The organism is uncultured Kocuria sp., from assembly GCF_947500125.1.
In the GTDB taxonomy this organism is placed as follows: domain Bacteria; phylum Actinomycetota; class Actinomycetes; order Actinomycetales; family Micrococcaceae; genus Kocuria.
Window position 1 is genome coordinate 15,135 of sequence record NZ_CANMRA010000012.1, and the last position, 24,081, is coordinate 39,215.

Sequence of the window (24,081 nt, forward strand, 5' to 3'; positions counted from 1 at the left end):
GTGGTGGACGGAGCGCTCCCCTGTGCGGGGCGTCAGCCGGTGCCGCCTCCGTCGACCCCCGCCAGCCCCGCGGACTGAACCTTCCAGCGCGGTCCGTACGGGATCCCGGCTCCCGGCGGGGAAGACTCCGAGGACACGGGCCGAGCTTCCGCGCGTCCGGCACCGCACCGTGGTGATATCGGTGGACGCACGCGGGAGGAGTCCTTCCCCGTGACATCCGTAGTCCTCGCCAGGACCATGCGGCCGCCTCGGTGCCCGCGGGCGATGACACCCCCCCTGCGAGCGCCCGACGCCGCACGCGGACCGACCCTGGAGGGCACCCTGGTACCCATCGCCCGACGACGCGTGCGCCCCCGGGCCGCTGCGGCGCTGATCCTGCTGCTGCTCGTGCTCCTCGCCGCACCGGCCGGGCCGGTGCGGGCGGCGGAGGAGCAGGAGCCCGACGGCCCGTACCTGGGGGCGCTGCTGGACTGGGGCGCGGACACGGCGGCCGACCACGCCGAGCGTCTCGGGACGCCGGCGGCCGTCTACGGCAGGCCCGTCCCGCTGCCGATGAGCGAGCAGGAGCGGGGCCACCTGCGGGACTACTTCTCCCAGGTCTCCGGGCAGGGCGCCCACGCCCTGCTCACGATCCGCCCTGAGATCGCGCTGGGCCGGGTGGACGAGGCACAGGCCTCCGTCCTGGCGGGACAGCTGGCGGACGCCGCGGAAGGGTTCGGTGGCACGGTCTTCGTCCGCTTCGCCCCGCAGATGAACGCCGCCTGGGTGCCGTGGGGGCAGCAGCCCCGGGCGTACACCGAGGCGTTCCGGGCGGTGGCGGCAGCGCTGGACGCCGAGCTCGGGAACCCGGTCATGGTCTGGTCGCCGACGGCCGGCACGGACTACCCCTTCCGCGCCCCGTCCGGCACCCCACCGCCGGGCGGTGAACTGGCTCTCCTGGACACGACCGGCGACGGGGTCTGGGACCAGGACGACGACCCCTACGGTCCCTACTATCCGGGCGACGACGCGGTGGACTGGGCAGGACTGGTCGCCTATCACGACGAGACGGGCAACGGCCCGGCCCGCAACGTCCTGCCCGCGCCCGGAAAGTTCAGTGCCATGCTGGGATCCGGGGAGGCGGCCGGGCCGTCGGGGGAGGACGACTTCTACGCCGAGTACGCCGTGGGCCGCGGGAAACCCCTCATGGTGGAGACCGGTGCCTTCTACAGTCCGGGGGCCGGCGGTCCTTCCGAGCCGGACATCAAGGGGGCCTGGTGGGACCAGGTGCTCGCGGCGACCTCCGCGGGAGACCACGACCGTGTCCGCGCGGTCGTGTGGAACGAGACGATCGAGCAGCGCGACGACGGCGCGGTGACCGTCGACTGGCGGATCACGGCCGGGGCCGGGACGGTCACGGCCGCCGGCGACCGGCTGCGGGACTCCGCCCTGGTGACCGGGCCCGTCACCGAACGGTCGGAGCCCCCGGGCGCGGACCCCCCGGCGACAGGGTCCGTGCTCGAGGGCCCGGCGGCTTGGGGCGGGGCCCTGGCCGTGCTCGCCGTGGCGCTGTTCCTCTGGGTCCTCCCGCTCCGGGGGCCGGCCAGAGCGTGGGCGTACGCGGACCCCTCCCGGCGGGACCTCCGCATCGACATGCTGCGCGGAGCGGCCATCGTGTTCGTGGTCGTCAACCACGTGGGGATCGCGTCGGTGTTCCAGCTGCTGACGCAGGAGACCGTCGGCGTCGTCTCGGGGGCCGAACTGTTCGTCCTGCTCTCCGGGGCGGTCCTGGGCATGGTCCACGGGCCACGGGCGAAGGACGACCTCGGGGTCGTGGTCGACCGCACGATCTCGAGGGCCTGGAAGCTCTACGTGACCGCCCTGGTGGTGGTGCTGGCCGTCTACGGCCTCAGCCTGCTGCCCTTCCTGGACGCAGGAGCCGTCACCACGTTCACGGACCAGGGGACCGGCGCCGCCGGGGCCGGGGCCGCGGGCACCACGTACGATCTCTACTCCGGGATGGAAGGACTGCTGCAGTTCCCCGTCCCCGCCCACCTGATCCCGTCCCTGCTCCTGCTGCAGATCGGTCCGTGGCAGTTCAACATCATGGGTCTGTACGTGATCCTGCTGCTGGTGAGCCCTCTGGTGCTGGCCGCTCTGGCGCGTGGGCGTGCGTGGCTGGTCCTGGCGGTCAGCCTGGCCCTCTACACGGCGGGCACCGTCTTCCGGATCCGGTTGCTGCCGTCCCAGTTCGAGGACTCGTTCCCCCTGCTGGTGTGGCAGGTCCTGTTCGTCGTCGGCATGACGGCCGGTCACCACCGGCGGCAGATCGTCGACTGGTTCTCCCACCGGCGGCGGCGCCCCGTGCTGGGCGCGTGCCTGGCGCTGGCCGTGGTCTTCGCGCTCTTCGCCTGGTCCAGCCCGTACCTCACGAACGCCTATGACGTCCGGTTGGCCCTGCTGCCGGAGTCGACGTTCCGCACGGTCTACGACGCCTTCTTCGGCCGGACCTACCTGGGGGTCGGCCGGCTGGTGAACGTGCTCCTCGTGGTGGTCGCCGGCTACGCCGCGCTCAGTGCCTACTGGAGACCGCTCGAGCGCGCGATCGGGTGGTTCCTCGTCCCGCTGGGGCAGGCGACCCTGTACGTGTTCGTCATGCACGTGTTCCTGATCCTCGCCGTGGCCAACGTCCCCGCCCTGCAGCAGGGGAACCTGTGGGGCAACACCGCCGCCTACGTCGTGGTCCTGGGTCTGCTGTGGGTCATGGTCCGGACCGGATTCCTGTTCCGGATCGTCCCCCGGTGAGATCCGGCCCGGTCCGGACGCCCCGAGTGCCCCGGTTCAGGAGCGGCGGGCGTCCGGCACGCTGCGGCGCAGGGCCACCACGGTGACGTCGTCAGGGTGTCCCTGCGCGCCGGCGAAGGCGACGGCGCGGTCGACGAGCTCCGCGACGGGCAGGCCGTGGATCTCGGCCCCGACGGCCCGGTCGAGCGTCTCCTCCAGCGTGGGGAAGAAGTCGAGGAACCCGTCGCTGACCACCACCAGCGTCTCGCCCGGCTCGAGCACGGTGCTGTGGAGGTCCCAGGTGTCGTCCGGGAAGACGCCCAGCGGGGGGCCCGACCGCTCCAGCGGACGGTAGCCGTCCGCGCTGAAGACGAAGGCGAGACCGTGGCCGGCGTCGACGTAGTCGACCCGCCCGGTGGCCGGGTCCAGGCGGGCGGAGAACGCGGTGACGAACGCGCCGGTGTCGGACAGCAGCTCCTGCGATGCCACGGCGACCCGGGCGAACGCGCTGCCCTGGTCGTTGAACTGGGCGGCGCCCACCAGCATCGCACGCACCGAGGCGGCGATCAGCGCCGCCGGGATGCCCTTGCCCATCACGTCGGCCACGTGCAGCTGCAGCTGCTCGCCGTCGAGGAGGTGCCAGGCGAAGAAGTCGCCGCCGATCGCCTGGGTGGGTACGCACCGGCCGGCGAGCTCGTACCCGTCGACGTGCGGGGCCGTGCGGGGCATGAGGACCTGCTGGACCTGGGCGGCGCGGTCCAGCTCGTTCTGCAGCGCCAGCTCCCGCTCCACCCAGCCGGCCATCTCCTGCAGCAGCGTCCGCTCGTCGGTGCTCAGGGTCCGGGGCCTCGTGTCGAGCAGGCACAGGGAGCCGATGCGCTCACCCCCCGGCGCCTCCAGCGGCTGGCCGGCGTAGAACCGCACGTGCGGGTCCCGGCGGACGAAGACGTTGTCGCGGAACCGGTCGTCCGCGGTCGTGTCCGTCACGATCAGGGCGCCCGGTCGTTGCACCGCGTGGCGGCACATCGAATCGGGGGACGGGGTGTTCTCCAGCCCGTCGAGTCCCGCCTCGGCCTTGGTCCACTGCCGGTCCGCGTCGATGAGGTTGACCGCCACCATGGGCACGTCGAACATCCGCTGCGCCAGCCGGACGATGCGGTCGTAGCGCTGCTCGCGCGGGGTGTCCAGCACGTTGAGGGCGTGCAGGGCCCGCACGCGGCGGCGGGCGGCGGTGACATCGGCCAGATCGACGGACATGCCACCACCCTACTCACCGGCGCTCGGGCCGCCGCCGGGCCGAGCCGATCAGGGGGTAAGCGCGGACGGACCGCGTTCATGACGGCGGGGCAGCGCCTCCGGTCAGCACGTATGACATCGCCGGCCGGGGCATGGGGGAGCCGTGCCCGCCGGGTGCTAATTTGCGGCTGCTCATACTCGTCGTTCCCGGCGAGGCACCCCCCCCCTTGAGCGCTCGCCGTCGGCGGAGCGCCCGCCCCTCGGAAGGTCCCCATGCCTGCTCCCGTTCCCCCGCGTGTCCCGCGCTCCCTCACGGCGGCGGCCGCCGCCGTGGTCCTGGGCCTGATCGCCGTCCCCACTGCGCACGCGGCGCCCTCGATCCCTCTCCCTGCCGGACCGACGACGCTCGCCGCGGTGAAGAAACCGGTCAGGTCCGTCGCCGTCGCGCCGGCCGCGCCCCAGGTCCGCACGTGCCCCCTGCGCTTCGGGGTCGGCACGGCCGGAGGTCCCGCGGCGTCCACCGAGCTCGCCGAGGTGGCCTCGCTGACCGGGGAGAAGCCCTCGATCGTGCTCTCCTACAAGGACTTCCGGCAGCCCGTCCCCTACTGGGAGCTCGAACAGGTCCGCGCGGCCGGTGCCACCACGCTGCTGACCTGGGAGCCGTGGGCCTGGGGCGGCGGGATCGACCAGCCGGCCTACTCCCTGGACGCGATCGCCTCCGGCGCCCACGACGCCCACATCACCGACTGGGCCACCCGCCTGGCGGACTGGGGGTCCCCGGTGATGCTGCGCTTCGGCCACGAGATGAACGGGAACTGGTACCCGTGGGCCGAGGGCGTCAACGGCAACGGCGCCGGGGACTACGTCGCCGCCTACCGCCACGTCCACGACATCTTCACCCGCGCGGGGGCCGACAACGTGCAGTGGGTGTGGAACCCGAACGTGCCCTACTACGGGTCCACGCCCCTGGACGGGCTCTACCCCGGCGCGGACTACGTCGACGTCACGGCCCTCGACGGCTACAACTGGGGCACCTCCCAGTCCTGGTCCAGCTGGCAGCAGCCGTGGGACCTGTTCGCCTACGGGCTGTCCGAGATGCGGCGCCTGGCCCCGGGCAAGGAGATCGTCATCGCCGAGACCGCCACCGCCGAGGCGGGCGGGTCCAAGGCCGAGTGGAACGCCCACCTGGTGTACTACCTCGCTCAGCAGCCCGACGTCACAGGACTCGTCTGGTTCCACCTGGACAAGGAGGTGGACTGGCGGATCAACAGCAGCCAGACCTCCGCGGCGGCCCTCCAGGAGTCGCTGGCGGTCCGCCCCTGCCCCTGACGAGCGGGACGCCGCGCGCCACACGGTGTCATCCGGGTCACAAAAGCAAATGTCGCGTGTAGCGTGACCCCCACGACCGGCGCCGCGCCACCGCTCATCCGGAGGCGGCGCGGCGCCGGTCGGTCCCCCCCAGGACCGTGTCGAGGAGTCCCCCCATGGCAGTTCCCTTCCCACCCACGCCCTGCCGCCGGCTCGGACCCGTCTGCGCGGCGCTGCTCGTCGTCGCGCTGGTGGGCTGCGCCGAGGACCCGGGGGCGGACGCCACCGCCGCGCCCGGCGCCGGTCCGTCGGCGGCCTCGGTCCCCGGCGGGCCCACCACCGCGCCCCCCGCGGCGGGGACCGGGACCGCGGAGCCGGCGACGCCGGACGGCAGCCCCGCCCCGTCGGGCAACGACGTGGCCCCCTACGACGAGACCTCCACCCGGGACGCCGCCGGTTCCTTCGGCACGACCCAGCGGCTCGACGGCTCCCTCGAGGCCGTGGTGGAGGGTCCCCGCCCCGCCACCACCGGCGAGCGCCCCGTCCGGGCCGCCCCCGGCACCCCGGTCCAGGTGTTCACGCTGACCCTCACCAACACCGGCGGCGCCCCGGTCGACGCCGTGCCCTGGTCCTTCCCGGTCGCCGTCGCCGGCGAGGAGCCGGCGATCCCCGTCTTCGACGACTCCCTGGGCGTGCCGATGGAGACCTTCCCGACCATCGCCCCCGGGGAGAGCGCGTCCCTCGACGTCGCCTTCTCCGCGGCGCACGACACCGAGCTGGCCGTCCGCGTCTTCGCCACCACCACCCCCGACCACTACGTCGAGTTCACCGACTGAACGCCCAGCAAGGGACCCCCTCATGAAGATCTCAGCTCTGCGCATCCCCGCCGCGGTCGCGGCCTGCTTCGCGGTCGTCCTCGCCGGTGCCCCGGGGGCGTCCGCGGCGCCGACCGCTCCCGCCCCCGGCGTCTCGGCCGGCCCGACGACGACTCCCGCTCCCGCCGCGGGCGCCGCCGCGACCGTGCGGCTGGAGCCGGTGGACGACGCGTCCACCGTGTCCGCCGACGGCACCGCGCTCGTCGACGTCCTGGCCAACGACGGTCTCGACGAGCCCGCGGCGGTGCGGCTCCTGCTCGTGGATCCCGCGGCCGACGCGCCCGACGACGAGCTCGTCGACGAGCTGCGCACGGACCTCGGGTCCCTGCGCGTGGTGTCCCCGGACGCGGAGCCCGAGTCCCTGTCCGAGGGCTGGGAGCTTCCCGCGCACCCGGTCCTCGCCCTGACGCCCGCGCCGGACGCTCCGGCGGACGCCTCCTCGGCGGAGGTGACCTACGCCGTGGTGGACACCACCGGTGCCGAGGCCCGGGCCGTGCTCACGGTCGCCCCGGATCCCGAGGCCCAGGCGTCCCCGGGTGCCTCCGCCGAGCCCACCGCGTCGGCGGAGGCACCGGTCCCGGCCGAGCCCACCACCGGCGCCGGGCCCACGGCGGAGCCCTCCACGGGAGCGGAGCCCTCCGCGGAGGCGGAACCCGCCGAGGAGCGCCCGGCCGCACCGGAGGCGGGGTCCCAGGACACGGCCGCCGCGGCCGCCGCGGACGTGCCCGTCGAGGTCCGGCAGGCGCTCGAGGCCGCCGCGGTCCGGGCGGCCGCCCGGACCGGGGAGCCGACCGCCGGGATGCGCCCCTGGAAGGGCGGCTGGGAGTGGCCGCACGAGAGGGGCGTGGTCCTGTGGTCGGAGGCGCACGGCGCGCACTTCGTGCAGCTGCGGGGCGCCATCGGGCACCGGTGGATCCTCGGGGGCGGGGTGGACGCCCTGGGCTGGCCCGTCGAGGACGAGTCCTGTCACCTGACGGGCGGCGGGTGCCGGCAGTCCTTCTCGAAGAACCGCACGATCTTCTGGACCTCCTCCACCGGGGCGCGGACCGTGAACATGCGGGGCGCGATCGGCCACCGGTGGATCCGCGGCGGACGCGAGGCCGGGACCTACGGATACCCCACCACCGACGAGATCTGCGGGTCGTCCGGCGGGTGCCGGCAGTCCTTCTCGGGACACCGCACGATCTTCTGGACCTCCTCCACCGGGGCGCGGACCGTGAACACCCGGGGCGCGATCGGCCACAAGTGGATCCGCGGCGGACGCGAGGCCGGGACCTACGGATACCCCACCACCGACGAGATCTGCGGGCTGGCCGGCGGCGGGTGCCGGCAGTCGTTCACCAGGGCCCACACGATCTACTGGACCTCCTCCACCGGGGCGCGGGCGGTCAAGACGAACGGCGCCATCGGGCAGCGGTGGATCGCCACGGGACGCGAGCGGGGCTCGCTCGGGTACCCCGTCACGGACGAGATCGGGACCGGGAGCGTGCACCAGAAGTTCCAGCGGGGACTCGTCACGTGGAGCCGCGCCACCGGAGCCCGGACGCACCTGTTCCGCGGTGAGTGCCACCACCTCAACACGGGACGCTCCGTGCAGCCGACCCGCAACGCGGCGCGCGTGTCCCTGACCATCGCGGAGGGCTACGGGCGCTCCCAGGCCACGTTCGTCAACTGCGTGCGGATCGGCGGCAGCTACGTCGAGGAGTGGCGGACGTCGGCCTACGTGGGCGCCAGCGGGTTCAAGCGGCCAGGGGTGCCCTCGGGGCACACCCAGTACCTGTTCTCGCCGCAGGGCTCGTACTCGGTCACGGAGTCCTTCGGGGTCTACAACCCGGGCACCGCGCTGCCCTACCGGCAGCTCAACCCGAACTCCCGGTGGGGCGGGCGCCTGGGCACGCTCTACAACAAGTACTTCGAGTCCACCGGCTACACCTGGCCGGACGAGAACATGTGGTACTTCTCGCTCTCCGGCGACTACCGGCTGGGCGTGGTGATCAACTACAACCGTCCGCCCGACTCGTCCATCGTCCAGGGCAACGGCTTCGCGATCTTCCTGCACGCGAACAAAAAGCCCACCGCGGGGTGCATCGCCCTGCACGAGCACGAGGTCGCCCGCTACATGCGCACCGCGCGGCCCGGTGACCGGATCATCATGGGCGTCCGGTCGGACCTGTTCCGCTGACGCCCCGGGAACGTCAGGAGGGGACCGCGCCGTGCGCGGTCCCCTCCTGACGTCCGTGCGGGTTCGGGCTACTCGACCGTCTGCTCCACCTTGGCCTGCTCGCGGCGGCCGAAGGCCCACAGCAGCAGCTCGCTCGGCACGGCGCGCAGCACGCGCACGGTCCCCGTCCTGCCGCGGCCGCCGCGCACGGCACCGTAGGACGGGGCGATGAGCACCACAGTGTCCTCCTCGTCCTTGAGCATGACCTTGGCCACCAGGGTCAGGGACCGCCACAGGGCCCGCTCCTCGTCGTGCAGCAGCGGACGCTCGTGCCACTGGGGCTGGGCCCGGCGGACGTCCTCGTGGTGGACGAAGTACTCCACGGTGTTCATCCGCTTGTCCACCGGTCCCACCCGCGCGGGCGAGTACAGCGGGGGGTGCTCCACCTTCCGCACGAGCTCCTCCCACGGCTGGCCGGCGACGGCCTGCTCGGCGCGGCGGGTGCGCTCGCCGAGCACGGGCACCCGCGGCAGCACCCTGCCGGCGAGGAGGTCCGGGCGCCCGTCGCGCAGGACGAGGTGCACGGCGAGGTCACGGGTCCTCCAGCCGTCGCACAGGGTGGGGGCGTCGGGGCCCAGTCGGCGCAGGAGCGCGGCGAGGTGCCGGCGCTCGACGTTGGCGAAATTGGTCACGGAGATCCTCCTCGTGGCCCCGCCGTCGGTCGGCGGGGCCGTCCTCCGACCACGCTATACCGGGTGCGCGGTCGCCAGGAACCGGCGCGGCACGCTCGGAAATCAGCCGCGGGGGACGGGCGGGCCCAGGTACAGGAGCACCGAGGCGAGGCCCGCGACCACGACCACGCCCGCCACCACGGCCAGCCAGGGGCTGCGGAGGGACCAGGCCTCCAGCCTCTCCAGCACGGTGGCGGGACGATCGCCCCCGGGGGCCAGGCGCCAGCCGCCGTCGAGCCGGCCCGAGCGCTGCGCGCGGCGCTCGAAGGGGATCGTGGCGTACGGGACGAAGGCGCTCGCCAGGCCCAGCGCCCCGAACCCCGTGGACCAGCGCTGGTCCACCCAGACGAAGCAGGTCACCACGCAGTACCCCAGGAACACGAGCCCGTGCAGCATGCCGAAGACGGGCACGAACGCCTCCGAGACGCCCGTGTACTTCAGGACCATGCCGAGGATCAGCAGCGTCCAGGTCACCGCCTCCGCGAGGGCGAAGCGTCCGTAGAGCTCACGGGGTGTCATGGGGAGTGCTCTCCTGCGTCTCGGGGGCGTCGTCGGGGACCGCGGGGGCCGCGAACTGGCTCGCGTGGAGCGCGGCGTACGCGCCCTGTGCGGCGAGGAGCTCCTCGTGGGTGCCCTGCTCCACGATGCGGCCGTCCTCCATCACCAGGATGATATCCGCGTCCCGGACGGTGGAGAGCCGGTGCGCGATGACGAACGAGGTCCGGTCGCTGCGCAGCGCGGCCATGGCCTGCTGCACGAGCAGCTCGGTGCGGGTGTCCACCGAGGCGGTCGCCTCGTCCAGGATCAGCAGGGAGGGATCGGACAGGAAGGCCCGGGCGATGGTGATGAGCTGCCGCTCGCCCACGGACACGTTGCTGCCCTCCGGGTCGATCACGGTGTCGTAGCCCTCCGGCAGGGCGCGCACGAAGCGGTCCACGAGGGTGGCCCGGGCGGCCTCGAGCACGTCCTCGTCGGTGGCGTCCAGCCGTCCGTAGCGGATGTTCTCCCGGATGGTCCCGCCGAACAGCCAGGCGTCCTGCAGGACCATCCCCACCCGGGAGCGCAGCTCGGCGCGGGACAGGTCGGTGACGTCCACGCCGTCCAGCGTGATGCGCCCGGCGTCGAGCTCGTAGAAGCGCAGCACCAGGTTCACGAGGGTCGTCTTGCCGGCGCCGGTGGGGCCCACGATGGCCACGGTCCGGCCGGGGCGGGCCTCGAGGCTCAGGTCCCGCAGCAGCGGCTGTCCCGGCTCGTAGGAGAAGGAGACGTGCTCGAAGCGCACGCGGCCCGGGGAGCGCTCGGGCAGCCGGGCGCGGGCGGTGTCGGGCCGCTGCTCGGAGGCGTCGAGCAGCTCGAAGGCGCGCTCCGCGGAGGCCACCCCGGACTGCAGGGTGTTGGCCATGCCCGCCATCTGGGACAGGGGCTGGGTGAACTCCCGCGAGTACTGGATGAAAGCGGTCGCCTCCCCGAGGCTCAGCTCCCCCGAGGCGACGCGCAGACCGCCGAGCACGGCGATGCCCACGTAGGTGAGGTAGGAGATGAACTGCATGACGGGCATGATCGTGCCCGAGACGAAGTGCGCGCCGAAGGCCGCCCGGTACAGCTCCTCGTTGCGCTCGTCGAAGCGCTCGGCCATCTCCCGCTCGCGGCCGAACACCCTGATCAGTTCGTGGCCCGAGAAGGACTCCTCGATGTGCCCGTTGAGCGCGCCGGTGGCGCGCCACTGCTCCGTGAACAGCCGCTGGGCGCGCACCCCGATGAATCCGGCGGCCCCCGCGGACAGGGGGAGGGCCACGAGGGCCACGAGGGCCAGCTGCCAGGACACCACGAACATCATGATCACGATGCCGACCACCGTGAGCAGGGACTGGACCAGCTGGGCGAAGGAGTGCTGCAGCGCCGTCTGGACGTTGTCGATGTCGTTGGTCACGCGCGAGAGCACGTCCCCGCGCTGGCGGGTGTCGAACCACCCCAGGGGCAGCCGGTTCAGCTTGTCCTCGACCGCGTTGCGCAGGTCGTGGACCACCTGCATGACCAGGCGGTTGAGCAGCCAGCCCTGCGCCCACATGAGCAGCGAGGCCACCAGGTACATGACCAGCACCGCCATGATCAGCCGGGCGAGCGCGGAGAAGTCGATGCCCGCGCCGGGCACCACGTCCGTGGCCGCGACCATGTCCGCGAGGTTCTGCTCGCCGCGGTCCCGCAGGGCCTGGGCCACCTCCTCCCGGGTCGCGCCCGCGGGCATGTCCCGGCCCAGCACCCCCGTGAAGATCACGTCCATGGCCCGGCCCAGGACGAGGGGAGCCCACACGTTGAGCGCCACGGACACCGTCCCGGCCAGGAGGACGAGGACCAGTCCCCGCCACCGCGGCGCGAGCAGTCCCAGCAGCCGCCCGGCGGAGGACCAGAAGTGCTGGGGCTTGCGCGGCGGGGCGGGCGCGGCCATCAGGCCACCTCCTCCGCGCCGGTCTGCGACTCCACGATCTCCCGGTAGGTCCCGGAGCGGGCCAGCAGCTCGTCGTGGGTCCCGCGCGCCGTGATCCGGCCCGCGTCCAGGACGAGGATCTGGTCCGCGTCCCGGATGGTGGACACGCGCTGGGCCACCACGAGGACGGTCGCGTCCCGGGTCACCGGCACGAGGGCGGCGCGCAGCCGGGCGTCGGTGCCGACGTCGAGGGCGGAGAACGAGTCGTCGAAGAGGTACACCGCGGGCCGGGCCACCAGCGCCCGGGCGATGCACAGGCGCTGCCGCTGCCCGCCGGAGACGTTCGCTCCGCCCTGGGCGATCGGGGCGTCGAGCCCCTCGGGCATCCGGCGCACGAAGTCCTCCGCCTGCGCCGTGCGCAGGGCCGCCCACAGCTCCTCGTCCGTGGCGCCGGCGTCGCCGAGACGGAGGTTGGAGGCCACGGTGCCGGAGAACAGGTAGGGGCGCTGCGGCACGAGGGCCACGCGCGCGGCGATCTGGTCGTGGGACAGGCGGGGCAGCGGGACGCCGTCGAGCTCCACGGTCCCGCCGGTGGGGTCCAGCAGCCGGGGGACGAGGTGGAGCAGGGTGGATTTCCCGGACCCGGTGGCGCCGATGACGGCGGTCGTCCGGCCCGGCTCGGCGCGCAGGCACACGCCGTCGAGCACGGGGGCCTCCGCCCCCGGGTAGCGGAACGTGACGTCGCGCAGCTCCACCACACCGGAGCAGGAGTCGGGGACCACCGGCTCGTCGGGCTCCCGGAGGGAGGGCACGGTGTGCAGGACCTCGCTGATGCGCTCGGCGCACACCATGGCGCGCGGGACCATCATGACCATGAACGTCCCCATCATCACGGCCGTGAGGATCTGCAGGAGGTACTGCAGGAACGCGGTGAGCGAGCCGACCTGGATCTGTCCGGCGTCCACCCGCTGACCGCCGAACCAGAGGACGGCGGTCGTGGCCAGGTGCAGGATCATGCTGATGACCGGGAACATCAGCACGAACAGGGAGCCGATGCGCACGGAGACGTCGGTGAGCTCCCGGTTGGCGGCCGCGAAGCGCCGGCGCTCGTGGTCCTCGCGGACGAAGGCCCGCACCACCCGGATGCCGACGATCTGCTCGCGCAGCACCGCGTTGATCCGGTCGATCCGTCCCTGCATGAGCCGGAAGAGGGGCATGAGCAGGCCGACCAGCACTCCCACCGCGATCCCGAGCACGGGCACCGAGACCCACACGAGCCATGAGAGGCCGACGTCCTCCCGGAGGGCCATGACGATCCCGCCGACGCACATGATGGGCGCGGCCACCATGAAGTTGAGCCCCAGGAGCACGAGCATCTGGATCTGCTGGACGTCGTTGGTGCCCCGCGTGATGAGGGTGGGGGCCCCGAAGCGGCTGACCTCGCGGGAGCCGAAGGAGCCGACCTGCCGGTGGACGGCACAGCGGAGGTCGCGGCCGGTGCCCATGGCCGCCCGGGCCGAGCAGTACACCGCGGCGACGGCCGCCGTCACCTGCAGGAGCGCGACGACGAGCATCACCTCCCCGACGCGCAGGATCAGCCCGGTGTCCCCCCGGGTGACGCCCTCGTCGATGATCCGGGCATTGAGGCTCGGCAGGAGCAGCGCGGCGATCGTGGCCACGAGCTGCAGGGCGACGACGGCCAGCACCCACGGCAGGTAGCGGCCGGTGTGCTGCCGGACGAGACGGAGAAGCATGGCGTCCTCTCCTGAACGGGGGACGGTCGGAGCGGGCCGGGAGGCCCGGCACCCAGGGTACGGCCGGGCGCGGACAGCCTTCCGGCCCGGTCGGAGCGGCTGTCGTCACCGAATGTGGCAATTCGTGAAGTGGATCACCACAACCCCTGGTAAAACCACACGAACTCACATAAACTCAAGGGAACGCAGAGAAGTTCATCGTTCCCGTCCGTGAGGTGCACGCCATGTTCGCAGAAGAACGCCAGGCCGAGATCGCCGAGCTGGTGGTCACGACCCGCCGGGTCAACGGCGCGGACCTGGCGCGCCGCTTCGACGTCACCATGGAGACGGTCCGCCGCGACCTCGCGGCCCTCGAGGCCGCAGGCCGGCTCCGCAGGGTGCACGGGGGCGCCGTCTCCGCCGACCAGTCGACGTCCGACGAGAAGGCCATCTCGTCCCGCAAGCACGTGAACACCCCGGAGAAGCGGCGGATCGCGCAGGCCGCGTTCGACCTGCTGCGCACCAGCGGGGCGGGGGCCGTCGTGCTCGACGCCGGCAGCACCGTCGAGGCCCTGGCCGACCTCATCGTCCGCACCGACTCCAGCCTGCCGGACGGGCAGGAGCAGCTCATCATCACCCACGCCCTGCACATCGCCGCCAAGCTCGCCGACGCCACGGGCATCGGGCTCGAGCTCGTCGGCGGGCGGGTCCGCAAGCTCACCTGGGCCGCCGCCGGCGGACGGGCCGCGGAGCACTACACCCGGCTGCGCCCCGACCTCGCCTTCGTGGGCTGCAACGGGATCCACGCCTCGTTCGGGCTGAGCACCCCGGACCCGATCGAAGCGGTCGTGAAGACCGCCATCATCCAGACCTCCCGGCGGGTCGTGGTCCTCTGCGACTCCGCCAAGCACGATCAGGAGACCCTCATGCGCTTCGCGTCGCTCGACGAAGTCGACACCCTCATCACCGACCGGGCGCCCGGTCCGGAACTGGCCGCCGCCCTCGAGGAGGCCGACGTCGAGGTGGTGATCGCGTGATCCTCACCGTCACCCTCAACCCGTCCTTCGACCGCACGGTCGAGCTCCCGGCTCCGTTGCGCCGCGGCGCCGTCCAGCGCGCCGACGGCGCCCGGCAGGACGCCGGCGGCAAGGGCGTGAACATCTCCCGGGCGCTGCGTGCGAGCGACGTCCCGACCCTGGCCGTGCTGCCGGGCGATCCCGGCGACCCGCTGCTGGCGGAGCTCGCCGCGGCCGGGGTCCCGTACGAGACGGTGCCCGTCGGCGCCCCGATCCGCTCGAACGTCACGATCACCGAGCCGGACGGCACCACCACCAAGATCAACGCCCCGGGGGCGCCGCTGGGTCCCGAGCACGTCGACGCCGTCGTCGAGCTCCTCGTGCACCGCGGCGCGCAGGCCTCCTGGGTGGTCCTGGCCGGCTCCCTGCCGCCGGGCGCCCCCGAGGACGTCTACGCGCGGATCGTCCGCCGTGTCCGGTCGGCACTGGGGGAGCGCTCGCCCCGGTTCGCCGTGGACACGTCCGGGGCGGCGCTGCGCGGCGCCGTGTCCGGCGACGACGCCCTGCCCGACCTCATCAAGCCCAACGGCGAGGAGCTCGCCGAGCTCGTGGGGACGGTCGACGGCGAACGGCTCGAGGCCGATCCCGACCTCGCGGCCACGACCGCCGCCGCGCTCGTGGGCCGCGGCCTGGGCGCGGTCCTCACCACGCTCGGGGCCGGCGGGGCGGTGCTCACCGTCGCGGAGGGCTCCTGGCACGCCGTCCACGACCCCGTGGCCGTGCGCTCCACCGTGGGCGCCGGCGACAGCTCGCTCTCGGGCTACCTGATCGCCCAGGAGCGCGGCGACGCGCCGCCGGACTGCCTGCGGCAGGCCGTGGCCTCCGGGTCCGCGGCGGCCGCCCTGCCGGGCACCCGGGTCCCGGCCCTCTCCGAGACCACCCCGGAGGCGGTCACCGTGCGGGAGCTCCCCGCGCGCGCCGTCTCCGGCTGACCAGCCCCACCCCACCTCATCCGAACCACCCGGGCCACCGGCCCGGCCGCTCAAGGAGGACATCGTGTCCGAGCTCATCACTCCCGACCTGGTCTCGCTCGACCAGGACCTGGGGACAGACAAGGAAACCGTCATCGGCCGGCTCGCCGCCCTGGTGCAGCGCACCGGTCGCGCCGAGCAGCTGGACGGGCTGCTGGCGGACGCCATCGCCCGCGAGAACAAGACCGCCACCGGCATCCCCGGCGGCATCGCGATCCCGCACTGCCGCTCCACCGCCGTGACCGAGCCGACGCTGGTCATGGCTCGGCTGGCGCAGGGCGTCCCCTGGGGCGCCAAGGACGGCCCGGCCGACATCGTCTTCTTCATCGCGGCACCCGAGGGAGCCGACCAGACGCACCTGAAGCTGCTGGCCAAGCTCGCCCGCTCGCTGATGAAGAAGGACTTCGTGGCGGCACTGCGCGCCGCCCGGTCCGAGCAGGAGATCGTCCGGATCGTCGACGACGCCCTGGGACTCGGCGGGACCGCCGACACCGCACCGGCCGAGGGGGCCTCCGCGACCGGCACGGGGGCCGCCGGCGCCACGTCCGCCGCCGCGGTGCCCGCCTCGGTGGACTCCCGGTCCGACGACGGGGGCTCCGCCCCGGCGCCGGCCGCGCAGACCGGCGGCGACGCCGAGAGCGCCGGCCCGCACGCCGGCAAGCGGATCGTGGCCGTCACCGCCTGCCCCACCGGCATCGCCCACACCTACATGGCCGCGGACGGGCTGACCTACGCGGCCGAGGACATGGGGATCGACCTGCAGGTCGAGACCCAGGGCTCCGCCGGCTTCACCAAGCTCGACCCCGCGACCATCGCCGCGGCGGACGCGGTGATCTTCGCGACCGACGTCGACGTCCGGGACCGCTCCCGGTTCGCCGGCAAGCCCTACGTCGCCTCGCCGGTCAAGCGCGGCATCGACGAGCCGAAGGTCATGATCGAGGAGGCTCTCGCCAACGCCGAGAACCCCAACGCCCCGCGCGTGCAGGGCGGGACCGGCGCGGACGCCGAGCAGGGCGCGTCGACCGGCGCCAACGAGGGCTGGGGCACCCGCATCCGCAAGGCCGTGATGACCGGTGTCAGCTACATGATCCCGTTCGTGGCCGCGGGCGGGCTGCTGATGGCCTTCGGGTTCATGGTGGCCGGCGCGGACATCGCCAACATCGCCGACGACGTGCTGACCGGCTCCACCGTCTGGAACCTCGGCGAGTTCACCCTCGCCCAGTACATCGGCGCGGTCCTGTTCAAGATGGGCAACCTGGCCATGAGCCTGCTGGTGCCCGCACTGGCCGGCTACATCGCCTACGGCCTGAGCGACCGCCCCGGCATCGCCCCCGGTTTCGCGGCCGGCCTGGTCGCGAACTTCATGGGCGCCGGCTTCCTCGGCGGCATCGTGGGCGGCCTGCTGGCCGGTCTCGCCGCCTACTGGCTCGCGCAGCCCCGGCTGCCCCGCTGGCTGGGCTCCCTGATGCCCGTGGTGATCATCCCGCTGCTCGCCACGATCTTCTCCTCCGGTCTGCTCCTGCTGGTGCTGGGCGGTCCGATCGCCACGTTCATGGCCTGGCTGACCGAGTGGCTCAACGGCATGACGGGCGCCGGCGTCCTCGTCCTCGGCGCGATCCTGGGTCTCATGATGGGCGCCGACCTGGGCGGCCCGATCAACAAGGTGGCCTACACGTTCGCCGCCGCCGGCCTCGGTGCGGCGACCGCCGCGAACACCGCCCCGCAGGAGGTCATGGCAGCGGTCATGGCCGCCGGCATGGTGCCCCCGCTGGCCATGGCCCTCGCCTCGACGGTCGCCAAGCGCTACTTCACGGTCGCCGAGCAGGAGAACGGCAAGGCGGCCTGGCTGCTGGGTCTGTCCTTCATCTCCGAGGGCGCCATCCCGTTCGCCGCGGCCGACCCCCTGCGCGTGCTGCTCTCGACCATGGCCGGCGGCGCGACCGCCGGTGCGCTGAGCATGACCTTCGGGGTCACCCTGGCCGCTCCGCACGGCGGGGTGTGGGTGCTGCCGGTGATCGGCAACCCGCTGCTGTTCCTGCTGGCGGTGGTCGCCGGTACGGTGGTAACCGCAGTGCTCGTGATCGCGCTCAAGCACGTGGGCGGTGTGCACGGGAAGGTCGCGGACTCGTCGACCTCGCGCGCCGGTGCGGCCACCGTCCCGGCGACCGCCTGATCCGACCGGGCTCCCGTCCGGCAACGACTCCCCGAGGAAGAGGAACACCATGCAGACACTGACAGGCGTGGGGGTGTGCGCGGGCCGCGTCATCGGCGAGCTCGTGAGCATGCCGGAACCCGTCTCCGAGCCGGCCGCGGGGCTGACCCTGCGGGACGAGGAGCCCGAGGCGGCGGTGGCCCGGCTGCAGTCGGCCGCGGCCGCCGTCAAGGCGGAGCTCAAACGGCGCGCCGAGGTCGCTGTCGAGAAGGACGCCGCGGACGTGCTCAAGTCCACCGCCCTGATGGCCGGGGACAAGGCGCTGCTGAAGAACGCCGCGAAGCTCATCACCGGGAAGGGGCTCGCCCCCGAGCGGGCCCTGTGGGAGGCCGCGAGCGACTACGCCGACCAGATGCGCGCCCTCGGCGGGTACATGGCCGAGCGCGCCGCGGACATCGAGGACGTCCGGGCGCGGCTCGTGTCCCAGCTGCAGGGGCTGCCCATGCCGGGCGTGCCGCACCGGGACGTCCCGTTCGTGCTGACCGCCGAGGACCTGGCGCCCGCCGACACCGCGACCCTGGATCCCGAGCTGGTCCTGGCACTGGTCACCTCCGGCGGCGGGCCGCAGTCCCACACGGCCATCCTGGCCCGCAACCTGGGGCTGCCCGCCGTCGTGGCGGCCCGGGGCGTCGAGGCGCTCGCGGACGGCACGCGCGTGTTCGTGGACGGGGCCACCGGCGAGATCCGCACGGAGCCCGGCGAGGAGGAGGAGGAGCTCGTGGAGGCCTGGGTGCGCAGCGCCGCGGCGCGCACCGCCTTCGACGGCCAGGGCGTGCTCTCGGACGGCACCGAGGTGCCGCTGCTCGCCAACGTGGGCACTCCCGAGGACGCCCGCACGGCGGCCGCGGCCGGGGCCCAGGGCGTGGGGCTGCTGCGCACCGAGTTCTGCTTCCTGGGCCGGGACAAGGAGCCCTCCGTCGAGGAGCAGGTGGAGCAGTACACCGCGATCCTCGAGTCCTTCGCCGGCAAGAAGGTCGTGGTCCGCACCCTCGACGCCGGGGCGGACAAGCCCCTGCCCTTCCTCACCGACACCGCCGAGCCGAATCCGGCGCTCGGGGTGCGCGGCTTCCGCACCGACCGGTCCGTCCCGGGCGTGCTCGCCCGCCAGCTCGAGGCGATCGCGCTGGCGGAGGAGGCCACGGACGCGGACGTGTGGGTCATGGCCCCGATGATCGCCACGACCTCCGAGGCCCGGGACTTCGCCGCGATGGCCAGGGCCGCCGGCCTGCGCGTTCCCGGGGTCATGGTCGAGACGCCGTCCGCGGCCGTCACCGCCGACCAGATCCTGCGCCACGTCGAGTTCGTCTCCCTGGGCACCAACGACCTGACCCAGTACACGATGGCCGCGGACCGGATGATGGGCTCGCTCGCGGAGCTCAACAACCCCTGGCAGCCCGCCGTGCTGCGCATGATCCGCTACACCGTGGAGGGCGCCCTCCGCGCGGAGTCCGAGGGCGCCGGCCGGCGCAACGTGGGCGTCTGCGGCGAGGCCGCGGCCGACCCCGCGCTCGCCGTGGTGCTCGTGGGCCTCGGGGTGCACACCCTGTCCATGAGCCCCCGGGGACTGGCCCCGGTCGCCGCCGTGCTGCGCAGCGTCGACCTCGCCACCGCCCGGGCCCTCGCCGAGCTCGCGATCGAGCAGCCCAGCGCCGAGGACGCCTCCGCGGCCGTGCGGACGGAGCTCAGCGTGCTCGCCGAGCTCGGCCTCTGACCCGCGGTCCGCACCCGCACGCACCACCCCAACCCCCGGGGTCCGACACCCAGGACCCCGCAACCCGAAGGAGAACCACCATGGCAGAACGCACCGCCACCATCGCCTCGTCCGTGGGACTGCACGCCCGCCCCGCCGCGATCTTCGCCGAGGCGGCAGGGGAGTACGACCTCGAGATCACCATCGCCGCCGAGGGCGAGCCCGAGGACGAGGCCATGGACGCCTCGAGCGTGCTGTCGCTGATGTCCCTCGGCGCCGGCCAGGGGGACAAGGTCGTCCTCCGTGCCGAGGGCGCGGGTGCCGACGACGCGCTCGACCACCTCGTGCAGATCCTCGAGACGGACCACGACGCCGAGTAGGACCACCCCGCACCGTCCTGCCACGGCGCCCGCCCACCGCACGGTGGGCGGGCGCCGTGGCGTGCCCGGACGTGTCCTGCGGGCCTCCCACGTGCGCCGACTACCGTGGAGGGGATGCCCGTTCACCCGATGGAGGACCGATGACCGCCGCTCGACCACCGCTCGACCACCGACGCCGGGATCCGGAGCACGCCGCGCAGGCGCCGCGGCGGGCGCTCATCGTGGGCACGGGCCGGGACCGGGGAGCCCTCGCGGCGGCACGCGCGCTCGGGCGGGCGGGCTGGCACGTGGGCGTCGGCACCCCGGACGGGCCGGGCATGCTCGGTGCCACCCGGGCGGCCGCGGTCCGCCACGAGGTGCCGCGCCCGCGCGGGGACGGGGCCGGTTTCATCGACGGCGTCCGCCGGGCGGTCGCGGACGGCGCCTACGACGTCGTCTTCGGCGCCGGCGACGACTGGATGGCCGCGGTCTCGGCGTACCGCCAGCACATCCCGGCGGCCGTGGCGCACCCCGGCCCCGACGTGGTCGCGGCGGCCCTCGACAAGGTAGGCCTCACGGACCGGGCGGCCCGAGCGGGCCTGACCGCTCCCCGGACGCTGACGGCCACGGACGAGGCGCTCGCCGCCTGGGACGGCCCGGTCGTCGTGAAGTGCCGGGCGCACTGGGCGCCGGGGCAGACCCGGCCCCACCGCATCGAGGCCAAGCTCTTCCCGGACGCCTCCGCCGCCGCCGGACAGGTCCGGCGCATCAGCGGGGCCGGCGCCGAGCCGGTGCTCCAGGCACCGGTGCGCGGCACCCTCGGGGCCCTGATCGGGGTCTACCACGACGGGCGCCTGCACGGGCGGGTGCAGCAGACCACCTCCCGGCTGTGGCCCACGCCCAACGGCGTCTCGGCCCGCGCGCACACGGTGCCCGTCGACGAGGCGCTCGCGGCCCGCGCCGAGGTGCTGCTGCGGGAGCTGGGCTGGTGGGGCCTCGTGGAGCTGCAGTTCCTCACCGGGGACGACGGCGTCCCGCAGCTCATCGACCTCAACGGCCGCTTCTTCGGCTCGATGGCCCTGGCCGAGTCCGCCCGCCCCGGGCTCGCCGACGCGTGGGGCCGGCTGGTCCTCGGCGCCCCCGTGCCGGAGCTGCCGGACGCCCGCCCCGGGGTCCGCTACGCCTGGCTCGCCGGGGACCTGCGCCGGGCGTCCGTGGAGCGCCGCGGCGGTCTGGCCGCGGACGTCGCCGACACCCTCCGCTGGGGCCGCGGCGCCCAGCACAGCGTGTGGGACCCGCGCGATCCCGGACCCACCTGGCACCTGGCCACGTGGCGGCTCGGGTACGGCGTCCGTTCCCGGTAGGGCCGCCCGTCAGCGCCGCCGGCGCGCCGTCACTGCCGCGGGCGCGTCGTCCGCGGCGTATCGCCGGCCCCGGTGCCGGGGAGCGGCGTCCGCTCGCGGTAGGGCCGTCCGTGAGTCCGTGAGTCCGTGAGTCCGTGAGTCCGTGAGCCCGTGAGCCCGTGAGCCCGTGAGCCCGTCGGCGCCCTCAGCGCCGCCGGCGCAGCGTCCGCAGCGTCTCGCCCACGAGCCGGCGCTCGGGGGCCCGCAGCGCGACGAGTCCGAGCAGGTAGGTCCCGCCCACGACGGCGGCGCAGAGCGCCGCGAGCACCAACGACGGCAGCGCGGGCAGCGCCTCCCGCGCGACCAGGCCCGCTGTTCCCGCGACGGCCGCCAGCGCCAGCGCCCGGACCACCAGGGCCGTCGTCGCCCGGGCGTCCAGCCCGGCGTGCCGCCGGTGCAGCAACCACGCGTTGAGCAACGCCGCGACGACCAGGGACGCGGTCGTGGCCGCCGCGATGCCGGCGAGGCCCAGCACGGGGGCCAGGACGAGGTCGCCCACCACGTTGACGACCATCGCCAGCACCGCCACGACCACCGGCCCCCGGGAGTCGCCGAGGGCGTAGGAGGCGCGGACCACCACCTGGCGGAAGCCGAGGGCGAGCAGGGCCGGCGCGTACCAGGCGACCGCGGTGGCCGTCGCCGCGACGTCCCCGGCGTCGAACGCGCCGTGGCCGAAGGCCGTGGCGACGAGGGGCCCGGCGGCGACCACGAACACCGCGCACACCGGGGCGAGCACCGTGACGACCACGGACAGCCCGCGGTTCACGAGCCGCCGCAGCTCGGGGCGGTCGTCCGCGGCGGCGCCCAGGGCCGGGTACAGGGGGACGAGCAGCGCGGCGATGACGATGGTCTCCGGCAGGTCGACCAGGCGCCAGCCGTAGGTCAGGGCCGTGATCGTGCCGTCGTCGAGGGTGGAGCCCACCGCGCGGTCGACGAGGGTGTTGATGTTCACCACGGCGTTGCCCACCAGCATGGGCGGCACGAGCCGGGCGATCTCCCGGAAGCCGGGGTCCCGCAGCTCCCACCGCGGCCGGAGCCGGGTGCCGAGCGCCCGCACCGGGGGCACCTGCATCAGCAGCCGCGCCGCGGAGCCCACCACGTAGCCCACGGCGAGCGCCGAGATCCCGTACCGGGGCCCGAACAGGCCCGCCGCGGCGATCATGACGAGGTTGAACGGGACGCCCTGCAGGGAGGACCACGCGAAACGGCCGTGCGCCTGCACGAGGGAGGCGAGCAGGTCGGTGCCGGCCACGAGCACCGTCGCGACGAGCACGATCCGGGTGAGCGAGGCGGCCGTGGCGGTCTGGGCGTCGTCGAACCCGGGGGCGAGCAGGGTCGTCACCGGTTCCGCGAGCAGACCCGTCACCACGGCGGCCAGGCCGAGGACCACCACGGTGACGGTGAGGGAGACCTCGAAGCCGCGGTGACCGCGGCACCCCGTGCCGTCCGCGCGCTCTCGGGCCGCCTCCCGGGAGGTCACCGGGGTCACGGAGCGGGCCATGGCCCAGGCGAGCAGGCCGAGGACGACGTTCAGCACGCCCTGGGCCACGAGCCACGCGTCGAGCTCGGCGCCGGCGCCGAAGACCGCGCCGACGACGACGTCCCGGAGGAAGCCGAGGACGGTGGAGACGGCGGTCAGCCCGGTCACGAGCACCGCGGCGCGGGCGATGCTCCACCGCCCGCCCGGTCCACCCACGGCTCCCGCCACCTCCCTGGTCCGGACCGCCCCGGGGATCGGTGCGGGCTCCGTCTGGTGCGAGCCGCGGACCTGCCGGTGCGAACCGCCTGAACAGAATACACAGCACGGTTCCCGGGACTGTCCGGGACTGTCCGGGACTGTGCAGGACCGTCCGGGGCCGCCCGGGATCCGGCTCGGCGGACGCGATGCCCGGGGCGTGGGTGCCGCCCGGCACGGCTCAGAGGCCGCTCAGGCCCACGCGGTTAGACTGACCGGGGCCGGCCCCCGCCGGCGCACCGGTCCGCCGGCCGTCCCCGGCCGGTCCGCCCCGACGACCCCGATGATTGAGAGAGCCTTGCGAGAGTTCACCGCACGCTTCGCCACCGCCCAGGAGATCGCCGACTGGGACACCCACGTCACGGCGAACCCCCACGGCGGCAACATGCTGCAGTCCGCGTCCTTCGCGGACGTCAAGGCGGACCACGGCTGGCGGCCCCTGCACCTCGTGCACGAGCCCGCCGACGGCGGGCAGGCGTCCTACAACCTCGTCCTCGAGAAGCCGGTGCCCGCCCTCGGCAAGCTCTGGTACATGATCAAGGGTCCCGACGTCGCCTCCGTCGACGACATCCCCGGGATCGCGGCGGCCAGCGCCCGGCTCGTGGCCGAGCAGCGGCTGAACGTGTTCGCGATCAAGATCGAGCCGGACGTCCTGGACTCCGACTACGCCCGGGGAGTGCTCGCGCGGGCCGGGCTGAAGAAGTCCTTCAACATCCAGCCCAACGACTCCACCGCGATCCTCGACACCGACCGGGACGAGGAGGCCGTGCTGAAGTCCCTGCACTCCCGCGGGCGCAACGCCGTCCGGCGGGCCCTGCGCGAGGGCTGCACGGTCGAACGGGTCGAGCTCACCGAGCAGAACATGCGCCGGATGTACGCGCTCATGGACACCGTGGGACAGGGAGACGCGAACGTGAACCTGCGCTCCTACGAGTACTACGCGAAGTTCTGGACGGCGTTCGAGCAGGCCGGTCAGGGCCGGCTGTACTTCACCTACGAGGACGGCGAGCCCTCCGTGGGGGCCTACGTCATCGCCTACGGGAACAAGGGCACCTACAAGGACGGCGGCTCGAAGCCCCGGCGCCGCCAGTACGGTGACTCCCACCTGCTCCAGTGGACCGCGATCACGGACCTCATGCGGGACCACGGGATCGTCGAGTACGACTTCTGCGGCACCCCGCCGAGCGATCAGCTCAAGAACAAGGAGCACCCCTACTACGGGCTGGGCCTGTTCAAGACGAGCTTCACCAAGACCGTGGTCGACTTCGTGGGCGTCCACGACCAGGTCCTGAGCCCCGCCAAGTACGCGCTCTGGACGAACGTGGCCGAGAAGGTCCAGCGCCAGCTGTGGGTCCGCCGCACGGGCCAGCCCTTCTACTGACCCGACCCCGACCCCGACCCCG

Annotated in this window: 17 protein-coding genes; 11 read left to right on the forward strand and 6 right to left on the reverse strand. The window is 73.9% G+C overall.

Going from position 1 to position 24,081, the window contains the following annotated elements; genetic code table 11:
- Positions 1–264: 264 nt before the first annotated feature.
- Entirely contained in the window at positions 265–2,784 is a 2,520-nt protein-coding gene (gene opgC, locus Q0817_RS09730) for an OpgC domain-containing protein (RefSeq protein ID WP_298586422.1), read from the forward strand.
- A gap of 36 nt (positions 2,785–2,820) precedes the next feature.
- On the opposite strand, the gene Q0817_RS09735 is transcribed toward opgC, so the two are convergent.
- Positions 2,821–4,020 carry a PP2C family protein-serine/threonine phosphatase gene (locus Q0817_RS09735; protein WP_298586425.1) on the reverse strand — a complete coding sequence of 400 codons (1,200 nt, stop codon included), beginning with the start codon at positions 4,018–4,020 and terminating at the stop codon, positions 2,821–2,823.
- Between the two features lie 252 nt (positions 4,021–4,272).
- On the opposite strand from Q0817_RS09735, the gene Q0817_RS09740 reads away from it, so the two are divergent.
- The 3 genes from Q0817_RS09740 (at position 4,273) to Q0817_RS09750 (ending at position 8,364) form a co-directional block, all read left to right on the forward strand.
- Positions 4,273–5,328: a glycoside hydrolase family 26 protein gene (locus Q0817_RS09740; protein ID WP_298586428.1), complete on the forward strand. Its 1,056-nt coding sequence runs from the start codon at positions 4,273–4,275 to the stop codon at positions 5,326–5,328.
- 155 nt (positions 5,329–5,483) lie between these two features.
- Positions 5,484–6,143, forward strand: a complete 660-nt coding sequence (locus Q0817_RS09745) for a hypothetical protein (RefSeq protein WP_298586431.1) — start codon at positions 5,484–5,486, stop codon at positions 6,141–6,143.
- A 22-nt stretch (positions 6,144–6,165) separates the two neighbouring features.
- The gene (locus Q0817_RS09750) at positions 6,166–8,364 is read left to right on the forward strand and encodes a L,D-transpeptidase family protein (protein WP_298586434.1); all 2,199 of its coding nucleotides are present in this window, start codon (positions 6,166–6,168) and stop codon (positions 8,362–8,364) included.
- A gap of 68 nt (positions 8,365–8,432) precedes the next feature.
- Here Q0817_RS09750 and Q0817_RS09755 read toward each other — a convergent pair whose 3' ends face one another.
- The 4 genes from Q0817_RS09755 to Q0817_RS09770 form a co-directional block, all read right to left on the reverse strand.
- Entirely contained in the window at positions 8,433–9,035 is a 603-nt protein-coding gene (locus Q0817_RS09755; RefSeq protein ID WP_298586438.1) for a TIGR03085 family metal-binding protein, read from the reverse strand.
- A gap of 102 nt (positions 9,036–9,137) precedes the next feature.
- A complete protein-coding gene (locus tag Q0817_RS09760) occupies positions 9,138–9,593 on the reverse strand; it encodes a DUF3817 domain-containing protein (RefSeq protein WP_298586443.1) in 456 nt (151 codons plus the stop codon).
- Positions 9,580–11,520 (reverse strand): ABC transporter ATP-binding protein, encoded by a 1,941-nt coding sequence (locus tag Q0817_RS09765; RefSeq protein WP_298586446.1) that lies wholly within the window; start codon positions 11,518–11,520, stop codon positions 9,580–9,582. Before Q0817_RS09765 ends, Q0817_RS09760 begins: the two co-directional genes overlap by 14 nt.
- The gene (locus Q0817_RS09770; RefSeq protein WP_298586449.1) at positions 11,520–13,253 is read right to left on the reverse strand and encodes an ABC transporter ATP-binding protein; all 1,734 of its coding nucleotides are present in this window, start codon (positions 13,251–13,253) and stop codon (positions 11,520–11,522) included. The genes Q0817_RS09765 and Q0817_RS09770 overlap by 1 nt, the downstream gene beginning before the upstream one ends.
- A 224-nt stretch (positions 13,254–13,477) precedes the next feature.
- On the opposite strand from Q0817_RS09770, the gene Q0817_RS09775 reads away from it, so the two are divergent.
- The 6 genes from Q0817_RS09775 to Q0817_RS09800 all read left to right on the forward strand — a co-directional run bounded on the left by Q0817_RS09775 (position 13,478) and on the right by Q0817_RS09800 (position 20,904).
- Positions 13,478–14,269: a DeoR/GlpR family DNA-binding transcription regulator gene (locus Q0817_RS09775; protein WP_298586452.1), complete on the forward strand. Its 792-nt coding sequence runs from the start codon at positions 13,478–13,480 to the stop codon at positions 14,267–14,269.
- The gene (locus tag Q0817_RS09780; RefSeq protein WP_298586454.1) at positions 14,266–15,240 is read left to right on the forward strand and encodes a 1-phosphofructokinase family hexose kinase; all 975 of its coding nucleotides are present in this window, start codon (positions 14,266–14,268) and stop codon (positions 15,238–15,240) included. Before Q0817_RS09775 ends, Q0817_RS09780 begins: the two co-directional genes overlap by 4 nt.
- Before the next feature lie 64 nt (positions 15,241–15,304).
- Positions 15,305–17,452 carry a fructose-specific PTS transporter subunit EIIC gene (locus Q0817_RS09785; protein WP_298586457.1) on the forward strand — a complete coding sequence of 716 codons (2,148 nt, stop codon included), beginning with the start codon at positions 15,305–15,307 and terminating at the stop codon, positions 17,450–17,452.
- Between the two features lie 49 nt (positions 17,453–17,501).
- Complete coding sequence (gene ptsP / locus Q0817_RS09790) at positions 17,502–19,202, forward strand: phosphoenolpyruvate--protein phosphotransferase (RefSeq protein WP_298586460.1); 1,701 nt, start codon at positions 17,502–17,504, stop codon at positions 19,200–19,202.
- An 80-nt stretch (positions 19,203–19,282) separates the two neighbouring features.
- The gene (locus tag Q0817_RS09795) at positions 19,283–19,561 is read left to right on the forward strand and encodes an HPr family phosphocarrier protein (protein WP_298586463.1); all 279 of its coding nucleotides are present in this window, start codon (positions 19,283–19,285) and stop codon (positions 19,559–19,561) included.
- Between the two features lie 140 nt (positions 19,562–19,701).
- Positions 19,702–20,904, forward strand: coding sequence for a hypothetical protein (locus tag Q0817_RS09800; protein ID WP_298586466.1), 1,203 nt, complete (start codon positions 19,702–19,704; stop codon positions 20,902–20,904).
- Between the two features lie 184 nt (positions 20,905–21,088).
- Here Q0817_RS09800 and murJ read toward each other — a convergent pair whose 3' ends face one another.
- Entirely contained in the window at positions 21,089–22,639 is a 1,551-nt protein-coding gene (murJ, locus tag Q0817_RS09805; RefSeq protein ID WP_298586469.1) for a murein biosynthesis integral membrane protein MurJ, read from the reverse strand.
- 337 nt (positions 22,640–22,976) lie between these two features.
- Between murJ and Q0817_RS09810 the strand changes: the two genes are divergently transcribed.
- Positions 22,977–24,059: a peptidoglycan bridge formation glycyltransferase FemA/FemB family protein gene (locus Q0817_RS09810; protein WP_298586472.1), complete on the forward strand. Its 1,083-nt coding sequence runs from the start codon at positions 22,977–22,979 to the stop codon at positions 24,057–24,059.
- Positions 24,060–24,081: the final 22 nt, after the last annotated feature.